This is a genomic window from Paenibacillus sp. P5_B5 (assembly GCF_056400365.1).
Genome location: NZ_JBFULK010000009.1, coordinates 193,328 through 211,589, shown reverse-complemented (window position 1 = coordinate 211,589; position 18,262 = coordinate 193,328). Strand labels below are relative to the sequence as shown.

At 39.4% G+C, this 18,262-nt stretch carries 13 protein-coding genes and 1 riboswitch; of the genes, 1 reads left to right on the top strand and 12 read right to left on the bottom strand.

What is annotated here, in order from left to right; all coding sequences use genetic code 11:
- Positions 1-550 precede the first annotated feature (550 nt).
- The 12 genes from AC1DOK_RS14165 to bcp all read right to left on the bottom strand — a co-directional run bounded on the left by AC1DOK_RS14165 (position 551) and on the right by bcp (position 17,820).
- Positions 551-1,657 (bottom strand): M24 family metallopeptidase, encoded by a 1,107-nt coding sequence (locus AC1DOK_RS14165; protein ID WP_477554931.1) that lies wholly within the window; start codon positions 1,655-1,657, stop codon positions 551-553.
- Between the two features lie 10 nt (positions 1,658-1,667).
- Entirely contained in the window at positions 1,668-3,869 is a 2,202-nt protein-coding gene (locus tag AC1DOK_RS14160; protein WP_477554930.1) for a hypothetical protein, read from the bottom strand.
- Between the two features lie 89 nt (positions 3,870-3,958).
- Positions 3,959-5,257 carry an alpha-galactosidase gene (melA, locus tag AC1DOK_RS14155; RefSeq protein WP_477554929.1) on the bottom strand — a complete coding sequence of 433 codons (1,299 nt, stop codon included), beginning with the start codon at positions 5,255-5,257 and terminating at the stop codon, positions 3,959-3,961.
- 43 nt (positions 5,258-5,300) lie between these two features.
- Positions 5,301-6,197: a carbohydrate ABC transporter permease gene (locus tag AC1DOK_RS14150; protein WP_477554928.1), complete on the bottom strand. Its 897-nt coding sequence runs from the start codon at positions 6,195-6,197 to the stop codon at positions 5,301-5,303.
- Between the two features lie 12 nt (positions 6,198-6,209).
- Positions 6,210-7,184, bottom strand: coding sequence for an ABC transporter permease (locus AC1DOK_RS14145; RefSeq protein WP_477554927.1), 975 nt, complete (start codon positions 7,182-7,184; stop codon positions 6,210-6,212).
- Positions 7,185-7,266: 82 nt separating this feature from the next.
- Positions 7,267-8,919, bottom strand: a complete 1,653-nt coding sequence (locus tag AC1DOK_RS14140; RefSeq protein ID WP_477554943.1) for a type 2 periplasmic-binding domain-containing protein — start codon at positions 8,917-8,919, stop codon at positions 7,267-7,269.
- A 262-nt stretch (positions 8,920-9,181) separates the two neighbouring features.
- Positions 9,182-10,972, bottom strand: coding sequence for a glycoside hydrolase family 36 protein (locus AC1DOK_RS14135; RefSeq protein WP_477554926.1), 1,791 nt, complete (start codon positions 10,970-10,972; stop codon positions 9,182-9,184).
- 173 nt (positions 10,973-11,145) lie between these two features.
- Positions 11,146-12,162 (bottom strand): LacI family DNA-binding transcriptional regulator, encoded by a 1,017-nt coding sequence (locus tag AC1DOK_RS14130; RefSeq protein WP_477554925.1) that lies wholly within the window; start codon positions 12,160-12,162, stop codon positions 11,146-11,148.
- Positions 12,163-12,308: 146 nt separating this feature from the next.
- Complete coding sequence (locus tag AC1DOK_RS14125; RefSeq protein WP_477554924.1) at positions 12,309-13,688, bottom strand: NCS2 family permease; 1,380 nt, start codon at positions 13,686-13,688, stop codon at positions 12,309-12,311.
- Positions 13,689-13,849: 161 nt separating this feature from the next.
- A riboswitch (purine riboswitch) is annotated at positions 13,850-13,949 on the bottom strand.
- Between the two features lie 110 nt (positions 13,950-14,059).
- On the bottom strand, positions 14,060-15,598 hold the full coding sequence (gene guaA / locus AC1DOK_RS14120; RefSeq protein WP_477554923.1) for a glutamine-hydrolyzing GMP synthase: 1,539 nt from the start codon (positions 15,596-15,598) through the stop codon (positions 14,060-14,062).
- A 117-nt stretch (positions 15,599-15,715) separates the two neighbouring features.
- Positions 15,716-17,131 (bottom strand): polysaccharide deacetylase family protein, encoded by a 1,416-nt coding sequence (locus tag AC1DOK_RS14115; RefSeq protein WP_477554922.1) that lies wholly within the window; start codon positions 17,129-17,131, stop codon positions 15,716-15,718.
- Between the two features lie 221 nt (positions 17,132-17,352).
- The gene (bcp, locus tag AC1DOK_RS14110) at positions 17,353-17,820 is read right to left on the bottom strand and encodes a thioredoxin-dependent thiol peroxidase (RefSeq protein WP_477554921.1); all 468 of its coding nucleotides are present in this window, start codon (positions 17,818-17,820) and stop codon (positions 17,353-17,355) included.
- 175 nt (positions 17,821-17,995) lie between these two features.
- On the opposite strand from bcp, the gene AC1DOK_RS14105 reads away from it, so the two are divergent.
- Positions 17,996-18,175, top strand: a complete 180-nt coding sequence (locus AC1DOK_RS14105) for a hypothetical protein (RefSeq protein WP_477554920.1) — start codon at positions 17,996-17,998, stop codon at positions 18,173-18,175.
- Positions 18,176-18,262 lie beyond the last annotated feature (87 nt).

The following is an 18,262-nucleotide window of genomic DNA, read 5'->3' as shown; positions in this document are numbered from 1 at the left end:
GGATCAAACTCTCCATTAAAGTGCTCATCAACCAAAGTTGATTTGCTATAATTAGAGCTGATTGCTCAAAATTTCTTGCTAGCTTGTCTTGATCACTCACGCCGAAGCGCTCGTTCTCTCAACGTTTTGAGGTTAATAACCTCTTGTATGATATTTTGCCTTCGCGGGCAAAAATCACTTTTTCTTCACTCGTTGTTCAGTTTTCAAAGGACAATTTGTTGTTGTGTGTTTCGCATTTACCTGCGAGACAACTTTTATATCATACCATTTCAGAAGGCTTAATGTCAAGAGTTTTTTTTAAATTCTTCTTTTGTGATTCAATCGTTTAACCGATTGTTTCATTCGACATAATCGCGTCTTCCGAAGCGACAAGATGTATCATAACAAATAGAACAGCAGTGTGCAACCCTTTTATACAAGGTAAAATAATACAACTCAGGATTTCAAAGATCATCAATAGAACATAAATAAAGTGAGCCCCAGTTTCTGTGGAATACTAGATTGCTCACTTATTTCTGACGATATTCTTTTCTCGACAATTAGTTTATATTCACAATCTCTGTAATTCTCTTGGATAGCTTGTCAGCACTTCTACCTCACCGTTTAGGTTCACATATAGATCGTCTTCAATCCGAACTCCGCCAAGAGTTGGTATGTAGATGCCAGGTTCGATCGTAAATAGATGACCTGGAGCGATGAGTTGTTCATTGTCACTATGTATTGAAGGAGCTTCATGGAGCTCTAGCCCTAAACCATGTCCGATTCGATTATTGAAATAAGCACCATACCCCTCTGAGACGATTACAGCTCTCCCTGTCTGATCAATATGTCCATATGGTGTACCAACTTTTACTTCATTAATCGCTGCTTGATTGGCTGCGAGAACAATTTCATAGATTTTCTCCTGCTCCTTCGTTCCCTCACCAATCAAGAATGTCCGCGTAATATCCGAACAAAAGCCTCCTGCAAACAAACCAAAGTCAATCAGCAAAAAATCATTCTCTTTGATCTGAGCCTTTCCCGGTTTTCCATGTGGCAAGCATGAGCGCGTTCCAGTTAAAATAATGGAATCAAATGAAGGTCTATCCCCACCATGCTTTCGAATTCTATATTCCAGTTCAGCAGTAAGCTCTAGCTCTGTCATACCAATACAAACCTTTTGTACCGTTTCCTCCAGCACCTTCTCTGTAATTTCAATTGCATGACGAATCTGCAGCAAATCTTGAGCTGATTTCACTAGTCTTTCTTGATGGATGAAATCTTCTAGATTCGTTGTTCTTACATCTGCATACAGCTCTTCCAGCCGCTCAAGTCTATGCACAGTAAATGTGTTCTTTTCCAAACCTATGTTAGTGAACTTCTTATGACCGATTTTTTGATTGAGCAAGATGTAAGGATTATCAGTATCATAGCAGGGAATCAAATCTTGGATAACCGATTGCTGTTCAGCAGCATCCAGGTCAAGACCTGGGACGATCATGCATTTGATATCCTGATTAGCATCTATGATCAATGCCATGAATCTTTCATGTGGGTTCGAGTAAAATCCACTAAAATAATAAATATTCGTAGGGTTCGTTATCAAAGCAATGTCGATCTGCTGTTGTACTAAATATTGACGCAATCGATTTAATCTTGACTGGTAAATAGAACTCATCTCCCATACTTTATGATGTTACTGGAACAGCGGCTATACTTTCACCGATCGCTAGGTTTACACAGGTATAGCTGACCTTCACACCATTCACTAATTTTGTTTGTGCTTGGACAAGAACTCCATTTAATTGAATGAATGAATAGTCACCAACGAACTGAACTTCCCAGATAATCGGTCCACTTCCAGCATTGTTCCGCATTGTACTCTTAACAACACCCTCATGCTTCATATATAGATCATTACTACCTAGCGCAACATGATCTAACTCCAGCCAGCTAATATCCTTCGGCAATCTCGAAAGTGTAGTCACCTTGTGTTCAGGTGCATTTGGCGATATCCCCATTAAGCCTTCTACCGTTTGACTAATGAGCGTATAGGACACCTCGGGATAATCACCGTTTGTCCCTTGACTGCTTACCTCGTGAATATCCTGCAGACCATTGATAATATACTTCATCCATTTCCAAGCCTGTTCATTGTAGCTAAATGGAAAAAATGTATCCGGCAAGTAAGTGTACGCTTCAATATTGGATGGCGCTCCTTCTGATGTCTCAACCATTTGATCAATGAATTCAAGGAAAGTATTCGTTCGTTCCCCAACTTCCGTGATCTGTTTCATTGGCATAAACCAGCTCGGTTCTTTGGCAAAATCACTATAGGATTTACCATCTGACCCATAACCTCGTATATACCCGTTTTGTATTCCTTTAACTCCCCAATCCTGATTGAAGTATTCTTTCAAATCTTCCGCACGATTTTTAAATATTCGATAAGCCTCATATTCTCCCTTTGCTTTACATAATTCCGCATATGACAGCAAAGCTTGATATTGCGAGCCTATCCCATCTCCAGCTTCAATAATGGACTCCGTCATCCGTTCATTGTAAGTAGCCGTCCCTTGGAATATACCTCCGCCAGTACCTTCAGCTACTCCATTCATCATCTGTTCATCATGAAGTTCGATAAAATCAGTTACAACCTTCGAATAATAATTCCAAAGAGTTGCATCCTCTAAATAGCTCTGGTCACCTGTCCATAAGTACATGTGATAAGCTTTTTCAACAAGCTCAAATACTGCAGGCACTTCCCTAACAAAATGATCCGAATCTCGATAATCCAATTTAAATAACGATCCATCGAAATTGAGCGCCCATGCAGGGTACCATTTGTGTAATTGATTCGAGGTGCCAGCAAATGCTTTTAACATGGACAAGTTCTCGCGATCAAGTCCCAGCAGATGTGCTCCAGTCATTTGATGAACGAAATCTCTAATATAGAAGGCTGAACGGTGAGCATATCCTGCCCAATAGGATGGCATATACTCTTTTATTTCAGGCGAATTGCTAAATGTTTCGTCTCTGTTAATTAAACCATGCTTTCCTGTTCTTACATAAGAACGTGCCTTTTGCACAGCCCATTGAAAGGCTTCTTCAATAACGAGATTCGACGAATTAATAATAATTTCCTTCTCACCTACATGACATTCCACAATCCAAAGTTGCCGCTTCCCCTGATTGGTAATCGTATATTCAACTGGCTCAGTAAAATCTTGTGCCATCCCTGATGATGGTGTAACGGAAGCGTCTTGTGAAATCGTCAAATTAGGAGCAATTTCCTTCAAATCCATACCATAAGGAACAGTAACCTGAACTTTATGAACATCAGTATCAATTTGAGTAACATCAACCTGACCGAGCACTGCAAGAGAGAGCATATTTGTTAAGCTTGAAATATCTTGAGAATAACAGCTGGCCAAAGCCAGAAGAGGATCCTTTAATTCGATCCACTTACCATCAGAATTTATACCTGTAAAGTAAATTTCTACAAGAGATCCTTTTTCTAGCAAAATCTTATCGATCATTTGAGTACAAGGCATATCATTTTGAAGCACGGCTTTTTGTACGATAACACTGCCCTTCGGATATCTGATCCCAAATTCAGCGCCACTCGCATCAACTCTTTTAAATATCGATTGCAGTTGATAATAACCTGTTTCAGGAATGATAACTGTTTGTGCCAAGAAGCTTGAAGGACCTGGATCAATTAAAACCCTGGCCTTGTCATCTGATTGTTGTATGAAAGCTCCATCATATATCCAATGCTTATTAAATAAAGTAAAATCAGCATTTCGAATCAAATTATTAGATTCACTTTGCCCATTATCCAATCCTTGTTCACAGCTAACTTTGAAATCGAAATCGTTCCCCTCCATTCGACAGAATGTAATGAATACCAATAACAAACCTATTAGGAAGGGCAGAAGCCTCTTATATTTATCCATGAAGAGATATACTGGCTATGTTATTTAAACGGAGGAAGCCAATTCCCATGAGCCTCAATCAGCTCGTCACACATCGCAACGATGTCTCCAATGGATAGTTCTGCAGATGTATGAGGATCAAGTAAAGCAGCATGGTAAATATGCTCCTTCTTCCCAGTTATTGCAGCTTCAATTGTAAGCAATTGCGTATTAATATTGGTTCGATTCAATGCCGCACATTGCGGGGGCAGATCCCCAACATACGTCGGAACCACACCACTAGCATCGACCATACATGGCACTTCCACGCATGCTTCCTTCGGTAAATTGGTGATTAGACCTGTGTTCATCACATTACCGCCAATTTTATAGGGGATATTCGTCTCCATTGCTTCAAGAATATAAGAAGCGTATTCTTGCGTTCTGGTATGTGTTAATTGCTTATTGCTTACAAGCTCCTCACGCATTGTTGACCATCGATTGATTTGATTGATACAGCGACGCGGATATTCATCTAGCGGAATATTAAATTGGTCAATAAGCTCTGGATAATTGCCTTTAATGAAATACGGATGGTATTCTGCATTATGCTCGGATGATTCCGTAATGTAATAACCAAAACGATGCATCAGCTCATAGCGTACCATGTCATCATGCTTTTCCTCTTGTTTCTCAATCACACGACGCTTAATTTCGGGATATAGGTCAACGCCATTCTGCGTAACTTCAAGAAGCCAAGCCATATGATTGATTCCTGCGATTTTCCACTGAACATTCGTATGATTCATACCTATATGTTTAAACAGATGCGGCACGCATACTTGGACACTATGACAGAGACCAACCGTTTTCACACCACCATACGTATTCATCACTTTTGTTAAAACCGCCATCGGATTCGTATAATTCAAGAACCATGCATCAGGACAAACCTCATGTATATCCTTAGCAAAATCGAGCATAACAGGAATCGTACGTAAACTTCTAAAAATACCACCTATGCCAACGGTATCTGCGATTGTCTGACGCAAGCCGTATTTTTTAGGTATTTCAAAATCGGTAATTGTACAAGGATCGTACCCGCCTACCTGAATGGCATTAATGACATAAGATGCTCCACGCAAGGCTTCCTTTCGATCGGTATAAGCTTTAACCGTACATGTACTCCCTAAAGTTGCCTTCAAATTATTTAACATGTTCTCTGAATCTATCAATTTAACAGTATCGATATCAAAAAGTGCTAATTCAAATCCTTGTATTGCTGGTGTAAGCATACAATCACCAAGGACATTTTTGGCAAAGATTGTGCTTCCGGCACCTAAAAAAGTAATTTTAGACATTATAATCTCCTCCAAGTTTCTCTATCATTCCAATTCCGATTTATTATCCCTTTACTGCACCTAGTGTGATGCCTCCAACAAAATAACGCTGCATAATTGGGTAAACAAAAAAGATTGGTAATGTAACGAGCATCGTTATTGCAGCACGCAGCGTAGTCGGTGAAAGATCTCGCAACCTCGCACTTAATTGCGTCGGGTTCTTTAATTGTTCTATTGCTTCCACTTCTAGCAGCATTCGTTTTAAATAGATTGGAAGTGTATCCCAATTTCCATTCGAGTTATAAATTACTGTATCTAGCCAGTAATTCCAGTGACTTACCGAGCTAAAAATTGCAATCGAAGCAAATACAGGAATACATACTGGAATTACGATTCGAACAAAGATACCAAGTTCACTTGCGCCATCAATCCGAGCAGATTCAAAAAGCGAATCCGGAATACCATCTATATAAGATGCTATATATAGCATCCAAGTCGCATTGAACATAGCTGGAATCCAGTAGACATTGAAAGTATTGGTTAGTCCAAGATTGAGAAAAACGAGATAAGTCGGAATGAGTCCTCCCGTGAAATAGATGGTAATCAGGAATATAATTCTCATCATTTTTCTTCCTGAGAACTGTTTAATAGTAACTATATATCCGAGCAAGCCAGTGGAAATTACGCAAGTTAACGTTCCAATGAATACCCTGAATAGGGAGATGATTAGTGCCGACAGCAACCTATCATCTTGAAACAAATATAAATAGGCACTTAATGAAAATTTACGTGGCCATAAATAGATACCGCCTTGCAGTACATCGATCCCATCATTAAGAGAAATGGCAAGGAGATTGATGAACGGATAAACAACAAGCAAGCCAAAAAACAACAATAGAATGATATTGAAAACATCGAAAATTTTACCGCCTAATGATTGCTTCACATAATAAGTAGACATTCTGGTCCTCCCTTAGTATATGGATGTATCCATCACTTTTTTGCTAAAGCGATTCGCTCCGAATACCAATATGATTCCGATAAAGGATTTCACTAATTCAATGGCAGTTGCATAGGAATAATTACCAAGCTGAATACCATACGAAAACACATACGTATCAATGACTTCCGAGTAATCTCGTGTCAGAGCGTTACCAATTAAAAGCGGCGCTTCTAATCCAGCATTCAAAATGCCTCCTAAACTTAAAATCCATAGAACAATGATCGTAGGTCTAATACTTGGAAGCGTAATATGCCATATACTCTTGAATCTACCTAGTCCATCCACTTTACCAGCATCGTACAGTTCGGGAGGAACTCCCGTGATGGCAGATAAGTAAATAATCGAGTTCCAACCAACACTTTTCCATACAGTTAAAGATGTAAGGATTCCCCAATAATATTTACCGCCATCTCCCAAGAATGAAATCGGATCCTCTGCAAACCCGAAGCGCTGTAAAAAATCATTCAATATGCCCTCATTCCCAAATAAAGTGAAGGCAATTGAGGCTATAACAACCCATGATAGAAAATAAGGCAGGTAAGAGGTTGACTGTACAAATTTACGGAATCTTTTATTTCGAACTTCATTTAGAAGTAAAGCCAAGATGATCGGGGCTGGAAATCCAATCAAGATGTTCAGTCCGCCGATAACTAGCGTATTTCGCATAATCATCGGAAAATCAGGTGAAGAAAAAAACATTTCAAAATTTTGAAAGCCAACCCATTCACTTTCCCAGATCGATTGGCCGGGAACATAATTCATGAATGCTGTGATAGTACCTAGTATAGGTAGGTATTGCATAATAGCAATGAATAGAAGAATTGGGATACATATCATCCAAATTTGTCGTTCTCTGTATAGTCTTCTCTTGATCAATTGCAATTTGGTTTTTTTAATCTTGGCAGTCCCAGTCAGGCTACTATACTCGTGCGCTGGATTATTCATAAATTCCTCCGTATCCGGTAAAATGAATTTTTTTGGGATATCGGATATTCGGGAGGATGATACAATCACCCTCCCGCTATCATTATTTCCACTCTTTCAATCTGCGCTGATATTCATCCGTTTTGTATTTTTCGATTTTATCCAGACCGGCAGCATTGAGTTTATCTTTCATTGCTGCAAAGTTTGCACGAGCTTCTTCTTCTGTTTTGCTTGTTACTGCTTTAGCCCATTGTGATTCCAATAAATCTTTTACTTGCTTTTCCGTTATCGCAAGTGGATGATTAGCAGGAATATTAATTCCACCAACTGTATTGTCATAAATGGTATCCTTCAGATTATCATTCATCATCTTTTTCCACTTAGCATCGTCGTTGAAATTCTGATCGAACCAGTAAACACTTTTGCCATCATCCTTCATAACACCTTGACCAGTTGTTAAGTTATACAAATCCATTCCCTGCAAATCACCAGTATCATAATCGAATTTAGAATCGATGATCGCTTGTTTTTGAGCTTCCACAAAGCTGGCTTTACCATCTGCAAAATTCCATATGGACTTATCCGTATTAGGTACGCCCCATCCGATTAATCTTGCACCGATATCTGATGTGGAGAAGTTCAACCATTTCATGATTTCTTCCGGATTTTTGGCTTTGTTCGTAATTACAGTCATACCTGTACTGCGTGAATTTTTTCCTGACAAAGTAGCCTTCTCAGCACTTACAGCCTTTGCACTTACCTGCATAAAGCGCTTTTCTTCGTTCCAATTCGGATCGCTCTTCTGCCAAACCTCATGCCCTGCATTCCAGCCAATCCACCATGCGCCAATAAAGCCCATTATCCGATCTGTTGACATTTTGGCTTTCATATTATCGAACTTGTTCAAGAATGCATCTGGATCAAGCAAACCATCACGATAAATTTTGTTCATAAACAAGGTGAGCTCAAGACCTTCAGGTGTATTGACCCAGCTCGTTATCTTTCCATCAGCCTCGATTTTATTACCATCCTTAAGCCCCCACATACCCGCTAGCGTTGGGACAACCTTCTCGGTTACTGGAGCATAAGCTGTTAAAGCATATGTTTTTTCCCCTTTGTCATTCTTGGGGTGTTTCTCTTGCATTTTCTTCAGGACATCATAATACTCATCAGGAGTTTCAAACTTTGGCATGCCCAGCTCTTTCCAGTAGTCATAGCGAAGATGAGCAGAAAAGTCGGGAATAGGAAGTGAGCCCCAATATGAAGGAAGCGCATACAATTTACCATCTTTTAAATAAGTTTTATACAAATCGCCTAGCTGTTTCTTGATTTCAGGTGCATATTGATCAACGAGTGGAGCCAGATCAATTACTTTTCCTTGTGCAACCCACTTGGCTAGCATCGCTTCATCCATATTGACAATAACTTCAGGATATTCTCCTGATGCGAGCATCAGATTCAGTTTGTCATCCACTTTTGCATCTAAGGTGATTTTGTTAATATTCACATTGAACTTATCTTGCAAAAACTTATGCATGATTGCACTATTCTTTTTGGTCTTTTCTGGATCAATTTGACCTGCATAATAATAACTAAACTCGACAGACGTTTTCGGTACTTCCCAACCAAATTCGTTTTTAACAGCTGCAGCAGCGGTTGGCTCTACCTTAGGTGTAGCAGCCTGTGGAGTTTCCGTAGGCTTGACCTCTGCCTTTTGCCCGGAGCATCCAATAACGACAGTTAGTAAAAGCACCATGACTAACACAACATAATAGATCTTTTTCAGAGTAATCCCCTTCTTTCCAAATAAATTTTATTTACTAAATATTCTGAAAATAATCTTAATGCTTTCATGAAGTATTAAATGACTACGCAAGATAACTTTACTAAAAATTTAGGGTTAAATCAAGATAAATTTACTAACTATTCAGATTATTATCCATGAAATTTAGTCATATTTTACTAAAATAATACATCTTTTGATATTAATTTCGCTTAAGCAAACCAAGAACCTCAAGTTAATCGATCACGATTGCATTCCCACACGGAGGAATATTAAAACGATGGATTCCCATATTTAAATTGATTTGCAATGTATCCACCAATTGTCCCATGCAATCTCGTATTTGAACCGTTTTATCCCCCATATCCTCATCAAGCTCAATATACACTCTTGAATTTTGCGTGCCATTCACAAATATAACCTGTGAAGGAATATCCTTTCCTGGGTTCAGAACAACATCGCCATAAGCACATACAATTCTCTTCTGCAAATTATCCGCTATAACAAGTGGATACATTAAATCCGGATGCAGTGGTTTCAACTGACCATTAAGCAATACATCCCGATGCTCTTGCCAGAAGTGAAGCCAATAGCTAACCATTTGATGATGATCCTTCGAAAGACTGTCCAAAGTCACTGATATTTGAGGTACCGAGAACAAAACATTTACAAATTGTAAAGCTGCAACTTCAACTGGCTCATCCGTATTCCACATCAACATATCGGAATGTACTGCGGTATCCCCACTTAGCAAACGGACATCAATTGTACGAATTCTATTTTCAATAGCATCATTGGGGCAATCAGTAGCCCGAAACATATTTCCATACTTTCGCATTAATGGACCAATATAATTTTGGCGAAATTCAATCATGATATCAGGTTTGATGCTCTGCAGCGTAATAATCAAATCACTCATTAGCCTATCTACAGCTTCAGGAATTGCATAGTAGTCCATTCCGTCATCCCGCTTATTAATGCTCACTGCATTTCCAGTAAAGCTATCAATAAAATCTAGTTTGAAACCATCCAAATTCCACTCAACTAGTGCTTTTTGATAGAGCTCAATTATAAAATCTCGAATTTCAGGATATCTCGGATCCAGTACTCCAGTTTCCAAACGATCATTAGTTGACAGCATCTGATTTTTGAATCGTTCCCAATTCTTACTCTTATAACCGACAAAAGGAACAGAGTACCACAGCAAATATTTCATCCCCATTTGATGAACTCGTTCTACATGCTCTTTCATATCGGGTATTTTATCGACTGTAACTTCCCAGTCTCCACAATATGCATACCCTCTCTTATTGTCCCTGGTTTGCCAACCATCATCTACGATTACAGTTTGGCATCCAAGGCGCTTAGCCAGAAGGCACTCCTGCTCGATTTTCTCGGATGACAGCATTTGATGAAAACTGTACCAGGTGGAATAGACAGGGAGTTTAGCTGCCTCAGGAACAACAGCAGGCGTATATCCACGAAGCGATTCCCACCACTGTTGCACATCATTCAAGGATTCATAGTAAGGAATTTCTCGGGTGTCAATACGCAGAGTTCCTTCATAACTCGATATTGTCTGCCCTGGTTCAGTGAATAACTTGACTGCACAACGGAAAGTTCCTGTCTCCTCGTTCACACCAGCAGATAATACGACTGAATTAAGTGCATCTGAGAATGCAAATGTTAGTCGATTATGGCTTCTAGTATTAAACAAGCTGATTACTGGAGCAGAATATGCAGTTTTTGAAACAATCCCCTGCTCCCAATCCACACGCAATCTCTTGGAACGGTAAGAACTTGGATACCATGTACCCTGAATATCGATTCCAGGAATTTGCCATACTACTTCAATTTCAGAAGGAGAAATAGGAGAATCACTCTCTAGTTTGATTGAAATTTCTTCAATCCCAGGTTGTACAGGACGCGAATTCAAGGAACCTCTGAGTTCTTCACTACATCCTATTAATCTAAAATGAAAACGACCTGTAATAAGTTCATTAACACTTGAATACACAAAATCCATAAAAATCTCCTCCTAAATAGATTGAATTTACTAAATATTCACTCGATTCTACCACCTAAGTTTCCTTCCATCAAGATCATTTTTAAATAAATAATGAATGCTCAATGCCAAAAAACCACTTTCTCTAAATCTTGTAATTTAGAAAAAGCAGCTTAAATTTACCTTTACTCTTATTACACTCCACTACTATCACGAACGATTAAGCTTGTAGGTAACGTAACATGAAGCGGAAAATTACGTCCTGAGAATCGATCGACAAGCAGTTTAACCGATGTAATCCCCATATCCTCTGAAAGTACTCTGACAGTTGTTAGAGATGGTTCAACGAATGAGGATAAAGGAATATCATCAAAACTAACGATCGCTATTTCTTCCGGCACTCTAATTCCAGATTCATACAAAGCCTTTAGAGCTGCTATCGCCATCGGATCGCTTCCGATTAAGAAAGCTGTAGGACGCTGCTCCACTTCCAGCGCTTGCTTCATTAAGTGATAGCCATTTTCCGTTCGCCAATCATCCACAAACACATGAGAAGGAATAAACCACTCTTTTTCTCGCATGATGGCTTCATACTCTTTTTGTCGAACATCAATATTATGCACCTTTCCTTCAAGTGAACGAATATAGCTAATGCCTCCAATATAGCCAATTCTCTGATGTCCAAGCTGAAATAAGTGGTTCATTGCTTGTCTGGTGGCCTTGCCCAAATCAAACATCACAGAATCGTATTCTTCATCCATCTCATAATCAATTGATACGATATGCTGAATATTGGTATACCTTCGTAGTAAATCAATATGAACTTTACCTATTACAATTAGACCATCGAACTCTTCATCCGAAATGTTCATATTAAAATCATCCATAAATATTACCTTGGCTACGGTCAAATCCTGCTTCTCACATTCTTTGCCAATGCCTTGCCGAATTAACATGAAATAAGGATCTGAAGACTCTAGTTGCTCCGAGCCCCAAATCAATAAACCAATTTTCTTTTTTGCATCTGCTGTTTCTTCACGGAGCTTACTTAAACGAGATTTAGATTTCTTGTAATTCAATTGCTTAGCGACCGTTAAAATACGTTGTCTCGTTTCATCTGCAACTTGCAGCGTTATATCATTACTTAAAACCCTCGATACGGTTGAACTTGATACATTCGCTTCATTCGCGATATCTTTAATCGTTGCCATACCATCACACACTTTCTTGAAAATTCAAAATATTTACTAAATATTTATCATTTTACATACTTTTTGAGACAATAACAACTTAAATATATAAAAAGAAGACCCCGACACAATGATCGGAGCCTTCCGTCTTCCCTTATTTCTGTCTATTATTCTGCACCAAGCATTACATAACGAATGATCACTAGTACGGCCAGGATCCACATCATCCAGTGAACTTTGTGCTCGCTCTTGCCTGATACTCGGCCCACAGTTGCCAAAATTACATAAGAAACGATTCCGAACGAAATACCGTTAGCAATTGAAAAAGTGAAAGGCATAAGAACGATTGTTAAGAAAGAAGGAATCGCTAATACCATGTCATTGAAGTCAATTTCACGTACAGATTGAATCATGAGAACCCCAACTACGATTAAAGCGGCGTTAGTTGCAGCGCTTGGAATCAATAGAATAACAGGAGCAATAAATAAGGCGAGCAAGAAGCAAGCACCCGTTACTACTGAAGTAAGACCTGTACGTCCACCTTGGGCTACACCGGCTGAACTTTCAACATATGCTGTAACTGTTGAGGTACCAACAAGTGCACCAGCGCTAACGCCGATTGCGTCAACAAGCATTGCTTTACCGATCCTTTTGGTACCTTGTTCTTTATCCTTCATGAAGCCTGCACGATTCGCAGTACCAACAAGCGTTCCAAATGTATCAAACAACTCAACGAAGGTAAATGTCAGGATAACGGTTACGATACCTGCATTTGCAATTCCTTTAAAATCAAAATCAGCGAAACGAACCTGTGATAAATCCGGGATCCAGCTTGTACCAGGGGCAGATAGGGAATCAAAGTTAACAATACCTGCAAATATGCCGAAGATTGTTGTACCCAGAATACCAAACAGGATTGCACCGCGAACACCAATAACCATCAAAATTGCAATAAGAATGAGTCCAAAAAGAAGAGTAATGATGTGTGGATCTGTCAGATCACCGAGCCCAAACACTGTTTCGAATGGCAGCAGCTTTGCAAATCCCTTTGCTGCATAATCCTGATTAGCCTGAAGAGAAATTGTAAGCAAACCTGAGTTTTTAATTCCTAATATAGCGATAAACAAACCGATACCAACTGTTATCGCATGCTTCATGCTATCTGGTACTGCAGTAACCATCATTTGTCTTACTTTAGTTAAAGTTAGAACCAAGAAAATCAAACCAGAAATAAATACTGCAGTTAATGCCATTTCAAAAGTAAACTGACCTTGCGAACCAGCGATTACGGCTGCAAAGTATGCGTTAAGTCCCATACCTGGAGCCAAAGCTACAGGGAAGTTAACCAAGATCCCCATCAGAATCGTCATAACGCCACCAGCAATTGCAGTTGCTAGAAATACTTGATACCAGTCTCCACCTGCACCAGATAAAATATTCGGGTTAACTGCTAGAATGTACGCCATCGCCATGAACGTGGTCAAACCGGCCATAATCTCTGTTCTGATGTTTGTGCCATTTTCCTTCAACTTGAAGAAACGATCCATTGTGCTTGATTCCTCCTATAATTTGAATTCCCTAAACAAGAATAAATGCTTTGCAAAATAGAAAAACCTGCCATCCACTTCGGACGCAGGCTACGTAAAATTCAGGAATTCAACACTACGCGATATTGTGCATATGCATAGCATACACAAAGAACGCATAGGATGTACCTTCATTTTTTCGTAGCCAGATCATTTGCGGTGATCCGTAGAAACTCTCGGGCCAATCCCCAAGATTATACGAAAAACAAAAATCTTTATACTCACATATTAAATGACTCTGTAGAAATTTGTCAACAAAAAAAACCGAACGATAGTTAGAGTGAATCTAACTAGTGTTCGGATTTGTTATTGTTTTTATGAAATTGGCTCTGTTATTCCCACTCAATCGTAGCAGGTGGCTTAGAAGTCACGTCGTACACGATACGATTGACATTCTCTACCTCATTGACGATTCGAACTGAGATTTTCTCTAACACGTCCCATGGAATACGTGCCCAGTCAGCTGTCATACCATCGATCGAAGTTACTGCACGAATCCCTACAGTATAAGAATACGTACGTGCATCTCCCATAACACCGACACTCTTCATATTCGGAAGAGCAGTGAAATACTGCCAAATCTCACGATCAAGGCCTGCTTTGGCAATTTCATCACGAAGAATCGCGTCTGATTCCCGAACAATGTATAATTTCTCTTCTGTTACTTCTCCAAGTACACGAATGGCAAGTCCTGGTCCTGGGAACGGTTGACGCCATACAATTGCTGCTGGCAATCCACACTCTTCCCCAACCTTACGCACTTCATCCTTGAACAAGGTTTTTAAAGGTTCGATCAATTCGAACTTGATATCGTCAGGCAACCCACCTACGTTATGGTGAGACTTAATCGTTTGAGCAGTAGCTGTACCACTTTCTACGATATCAGTATAAAGGGTTCCTTGTGCCAAGAAGTCGAACTGTCCAAGCTTCTCGGACTCTTCTTGGAAACAATAGATGAACTCATTACCAATGATTTTACGTTTTTGTTCTGGATCTTCGACACCCGCAAGCTTACCTAAGAAGCGATCACGCGCATCGATTTTGATCACTTTCATATCAAACTTACCGACAAAAGTATCCATTACACTTTCTGCTTCATCCTTACGAAGTAATCCATGATCAATAAACATACATGTCAATTGGTCGCCAATTGCTTTATGAATAAGAATCGCAACAACAGAAGAATCTACGCCACCGCTAAGTGCACATAACACTTTACGGTCACCAACTTGTGCACGAATTTCACGAATTTGATCCTCAACAAAGGTTTCCATGCTCCAGTCGCCAGTACATCCACACACTTCATAAATAAAGTTGCGAATCATCTCATTTCCATGCACAGAATGACGAACTTCTGGATGGAATTGTACCGCGAACATGCGTTTTTCTGGATGTGTCATTGCAGCTACAGGTGCGTGGTCTGTGCTCGCATCAATAACAAACCCTTCTGGTAATTCGACTACATGATCTCCGTGGCTCATCCAAACAACTTGCTTCGAATCTAAGCCTTTAACCAAAGCGGCATTCGAAGTAAATTCAATTTCTGATTTACCGTACTCACGTTTACTTGCAGCTTCTACCTTACCATTAAACTGATAAGCCATTAGCTGCATGCCATAGCAAATTCCCATAATAGGAATTCCTAAGTCATAAATTGCTGGATCTACATGTGGTGCACCCTCGCCATACACAGAAGCTGGACCTCCTGAGAATACGATACCACGCGGGTTAAGCTTACGAATTGTATCTACAGACGTATTGTAAGCCATTAATTCACTATATACGCCTAGATCGCGAATTCTTCTTGCAATCAATTGGTTGTATTGTCCACCAAAATCAAGGACAACTATTATTTCACTCGGCTTCGTCATGACTGGCCCCCCATAGTTACATGAAGTTTGCGTTGCAAACTACTTGTGTAAGTTAATTTCTATTCTAATCCAATCAATTATATAGATACTCAATAAGAGGGTCAAGGAGAAACGAAATCACCATTTATACAAGTCAATTGTCTTACGACTCGACAATTGATCAACTTTTCCCGGGAAATATTGTTGATTGGTGTTATCAACAGCATAATTGAGTAGCTTCATCATACTTCTCCTCGACACATAGTAACGATCATCTATACGTTCAACATCTACTAGGTCATATAATGCCACACTTTGTCCTAATTGAAACACTTCAGCTTTTTGATTCGAATTCGTATACAGAATCGATGTTGTACCAAGACGAATGAGTACGGATTGCTCTGACTCATTCCAAGTAACTATAGCCCCCATACTTTCGGCTAATGATCGAAGAGGTACTTTTAACTGACTATTCATATCTATGTTGTTTCCCTTCACATCGTCTCTCTTCATATCATTACTCTTCATATCATTACTCTTCATATTGTTACTCTTCATATCGTCTATTAAGTTGTTGCCTTTACGCCCTACAGGTTCGTTGTTTATAAATGCAACCAGTGTCGATTCATGAACTCTGTTATTCTTAGTCGTTGCATACAGTTGAGACTGAATAAGCTGTTGTTGGAATTGCTCTTTGCTCATACTACGATTCCACTTAAGTTTAGACGAGACCTTAAACTGAGTCGGCTTAACGTCAGTAGTTATTGGTGCGAATACGTACCCTTGTTCCTTATAAAAGCGAATGATTTCGGGTAAAGCAACAACCGATTGTTCATGCCCCGCCCCATCATGCAGTAATACAGTTAACTCATGCTTTAATGGTGATTTTTTAACTGATGCTATAATTTCAGATGCAGGAACTCCTTTTCGACGAGAGTCCTTGCTATCCACATCCCAGTCATAAACAGAATAACCAGCTTGATCAAGATAATAAAAATAGAACGCATCAAAGTTAGTCCCAGTCCCCCCAGGAGCGCGAATAAGTGCTGGGCGGGATCCCGTAATTTGTTCTAATCTATCCTCGTTCCTCTGTATTTGTTCCCAGAAGCCACTAAACCCCTTACTATATAATTGTGAATACTCATGATTAAAGGAATGATTCCCAATAGTATGTCCTTCTTCAACCATTCGCTTAATTGTGTCCTCACGATCTTGTAACTGATCGCCACAAACGAAGAAGGTGGCTTGAATGTTCTCTTTTTTCAAAATATCAAGTACTTTGGGGGTTAGTTTACTTGGACCATCGTCAAACGTTAAATAGACAGTAGGCTGCTCTGGCACCTTGTATTCCTGCTCTTGTATGAGTTTATGTCCAGATCGCAGCTGTTCATAGACAGAAGTGTTCATAGATTTAGACTTGTCTACCTTCTCATCATCCGTTTTGGCGTAAGTATAAGTACTATAATGGAAATTAAATAGACCAACAACCAAAGTGAATATAAGCAAATAACGAACGAATCCATAAACAAATTGAGGAAATGATAGTTTAAACATATTTTCTCCACCTGCACTCTACCAGAATTTGTTGAACAGCTGATAGATTATATGGACAAAAGACGATTGTTATGACTACAGATCATCCCAATCGGAAAATAAATAGACTTCCTTCCTAGTAATACGCAGTTTAAATAGATTTAAAAAAAGTCCACAAGTCTCTTAGATAAGATACTGGGAACTTTCGTTAATTATCAAATTTAGTTACGTTAATTTAATTATTAGCTTTCTTTAATTGCATTTAGCACTTCATCAATATGACCATTGACTCTAACTTTACGCCACTCTTGTACGAGCTTGCCTGATTCATCAATAAGAAAGGTTGAACGCTCGATCCCCATATATTCCTTGCCAAAGTTCTTCTTCAGCTTCCAAACCCCGAATAATTCACTTACTGTATGTTCAACATCAGATAATAAAACAAACGGCAACGAATGCTTATCAATAAATTTTGTGTGTGATTTTAAATCATCACCCGATATACCAATAGTTACAGTATTGAGTTCCTTAAGCTCGTCGTTGTGATTGCGCAGATCACACGCTTCTTGAGTACACCCTGGCGTCATGTCCTTTGGATAGAAATAGACGATCACTTTCTTCCCCCGCAAATCGCTTAGAGAAACTTCGCCTCCACTAGATGCCGGCAATGTAAAATCCGGTACTACTTGTCCGATTGTCACTTTACTCATTCGAGCCACTCCTCTCTAATTTAGATAGAACTTAAGTCAAGAACAACCTATTTACCTGACCCTTCTTTCATTATGCACGAACTTATTCAAACGATTCAACCAATTGCCACTTGAAGCAATTAAGAAAAATGATTAGAATGAGGACATGGCCTACGGAAAAAGGAAGGTGTCTTAAATGTCTGATGAAATCAAAAAAGTAAGCTTGGCAGATGCGATTAAACAAAAGCTCGCTGAGAAAAAACAGCAACAAAGTGAGAACAAAGGCGGTTTTGGTGGCGGAAATGCTGGCAAAATGATGAAAACACAAAACAACAAAAAGCCGAACAACCAGCGCAGACGTACTGGCGGATCGTAAAGAATCGTCCACAAACCGACAAATGCTAACATAGAATATCGGATGTAAAGTACATGCCACCCATGTCATAGGAGCAATCCTGTGACA

What these genes read in the sequence shown, in the direction of transcription:
- AC1DOK_RS14115 (WP_477554922.1), bottom strand. Translation starts at nt 17,131, where the DNA reads ATGTTTAAACTATCATTTCCTCAATTTGTTTATGGATTCGTTCGTTAT.
- bcp (WP_477554921.1), bottom strand. Translation starts at nt 17,820, where the DNA reads ATGAGTAAAGTGACAATCGGACAAGTAGTACCGGATTTTACATTGCCG.
- AC1DOK_RS14140 (WP_477554943.1), bottom strand. Translation starts at nt 8,919, where the DNA reads ATGGTGCTTTTACTAACTGTCGTTATTGGATGCTCCGGGCAAAAGGCA.
- AC1DOK_RS14105 (WP_477554920.1), top strand. Translation starts at nt 17,996, where the DNA reads ATGTCTGATGAAATCAAAAAAGTAAGCTTGGCAGATGCGATTAAACAA.
- melA (WP_477554929.1), bottom strand. Translation starts at nt 5,257, where the DNA reads ATGTCTAAAATTACTTTTTTAGGTGCCGGAAGCACAATCTTTGCCAAA.
- AC1DOK_RS14125 (WP_477554924.1), bottom strand. Translation starts at nt 13,688, where the DNA reads ATGGATCGTTTCTTCAAGTTGAAGGAAAATGGCACAAACATCAGAACA.
- guaA (WP_477554923.1), bottom strand. Translation starts at nt 15,598, where the DNA reads ATGACGAAGCCGAGTGAAATAATAGTTGTCCTTGATTTTGGTGGACAA.
- AC1DOK_RS14145 (WP_477554927.1), bottom strand. Translation starts at nt 7,184, where the DNA reads ATGAATAATCCAGCGCACGAGTATAGTAGCCTGACTGGGACTGCCAAG.
- AC1DOK_RS14130 (WP_477554925.1), bottom strand. Translation starts at nt 12,162, where the DNA reads ATGGCAACGATTAAAGATATCGCGAATGAAGCGAATGTATCAAGTTCA.
- AC1DOK_RS14135 (WP_477554926.1), bottom strand. Translation starts at nt 10,972, where the DNA reads ATGGATTTTGTGTATTCAAGTGTTAATGAACTTATTACAGGTCGTTTT.
- AC1DOK_RS14165 (WP_477554931.1), bottom strand. Translation starts at nt 1,657, where the DNA reads ATGAGTTCTATTTACCAGTCAAGATTAAATCGATTGCGTCAATATTTA.
- AC1DOK_RS14150 (WP_477554928.1), bottom strand. Translation starts at nt 6,197, where the DNA reads ATGTCTACTTATTATGTGAAGCAATCATTAGGCGGTAAAATTTTCGAT.
- AC1DOK_RS14160 (WP_477554930.1), bottom strand. Translation starts at nt 3,869, where the DNA reads ATGGAGGGGAACGATTTCGATTTCAAAGTTAGCTGTGAACAAGGATTG.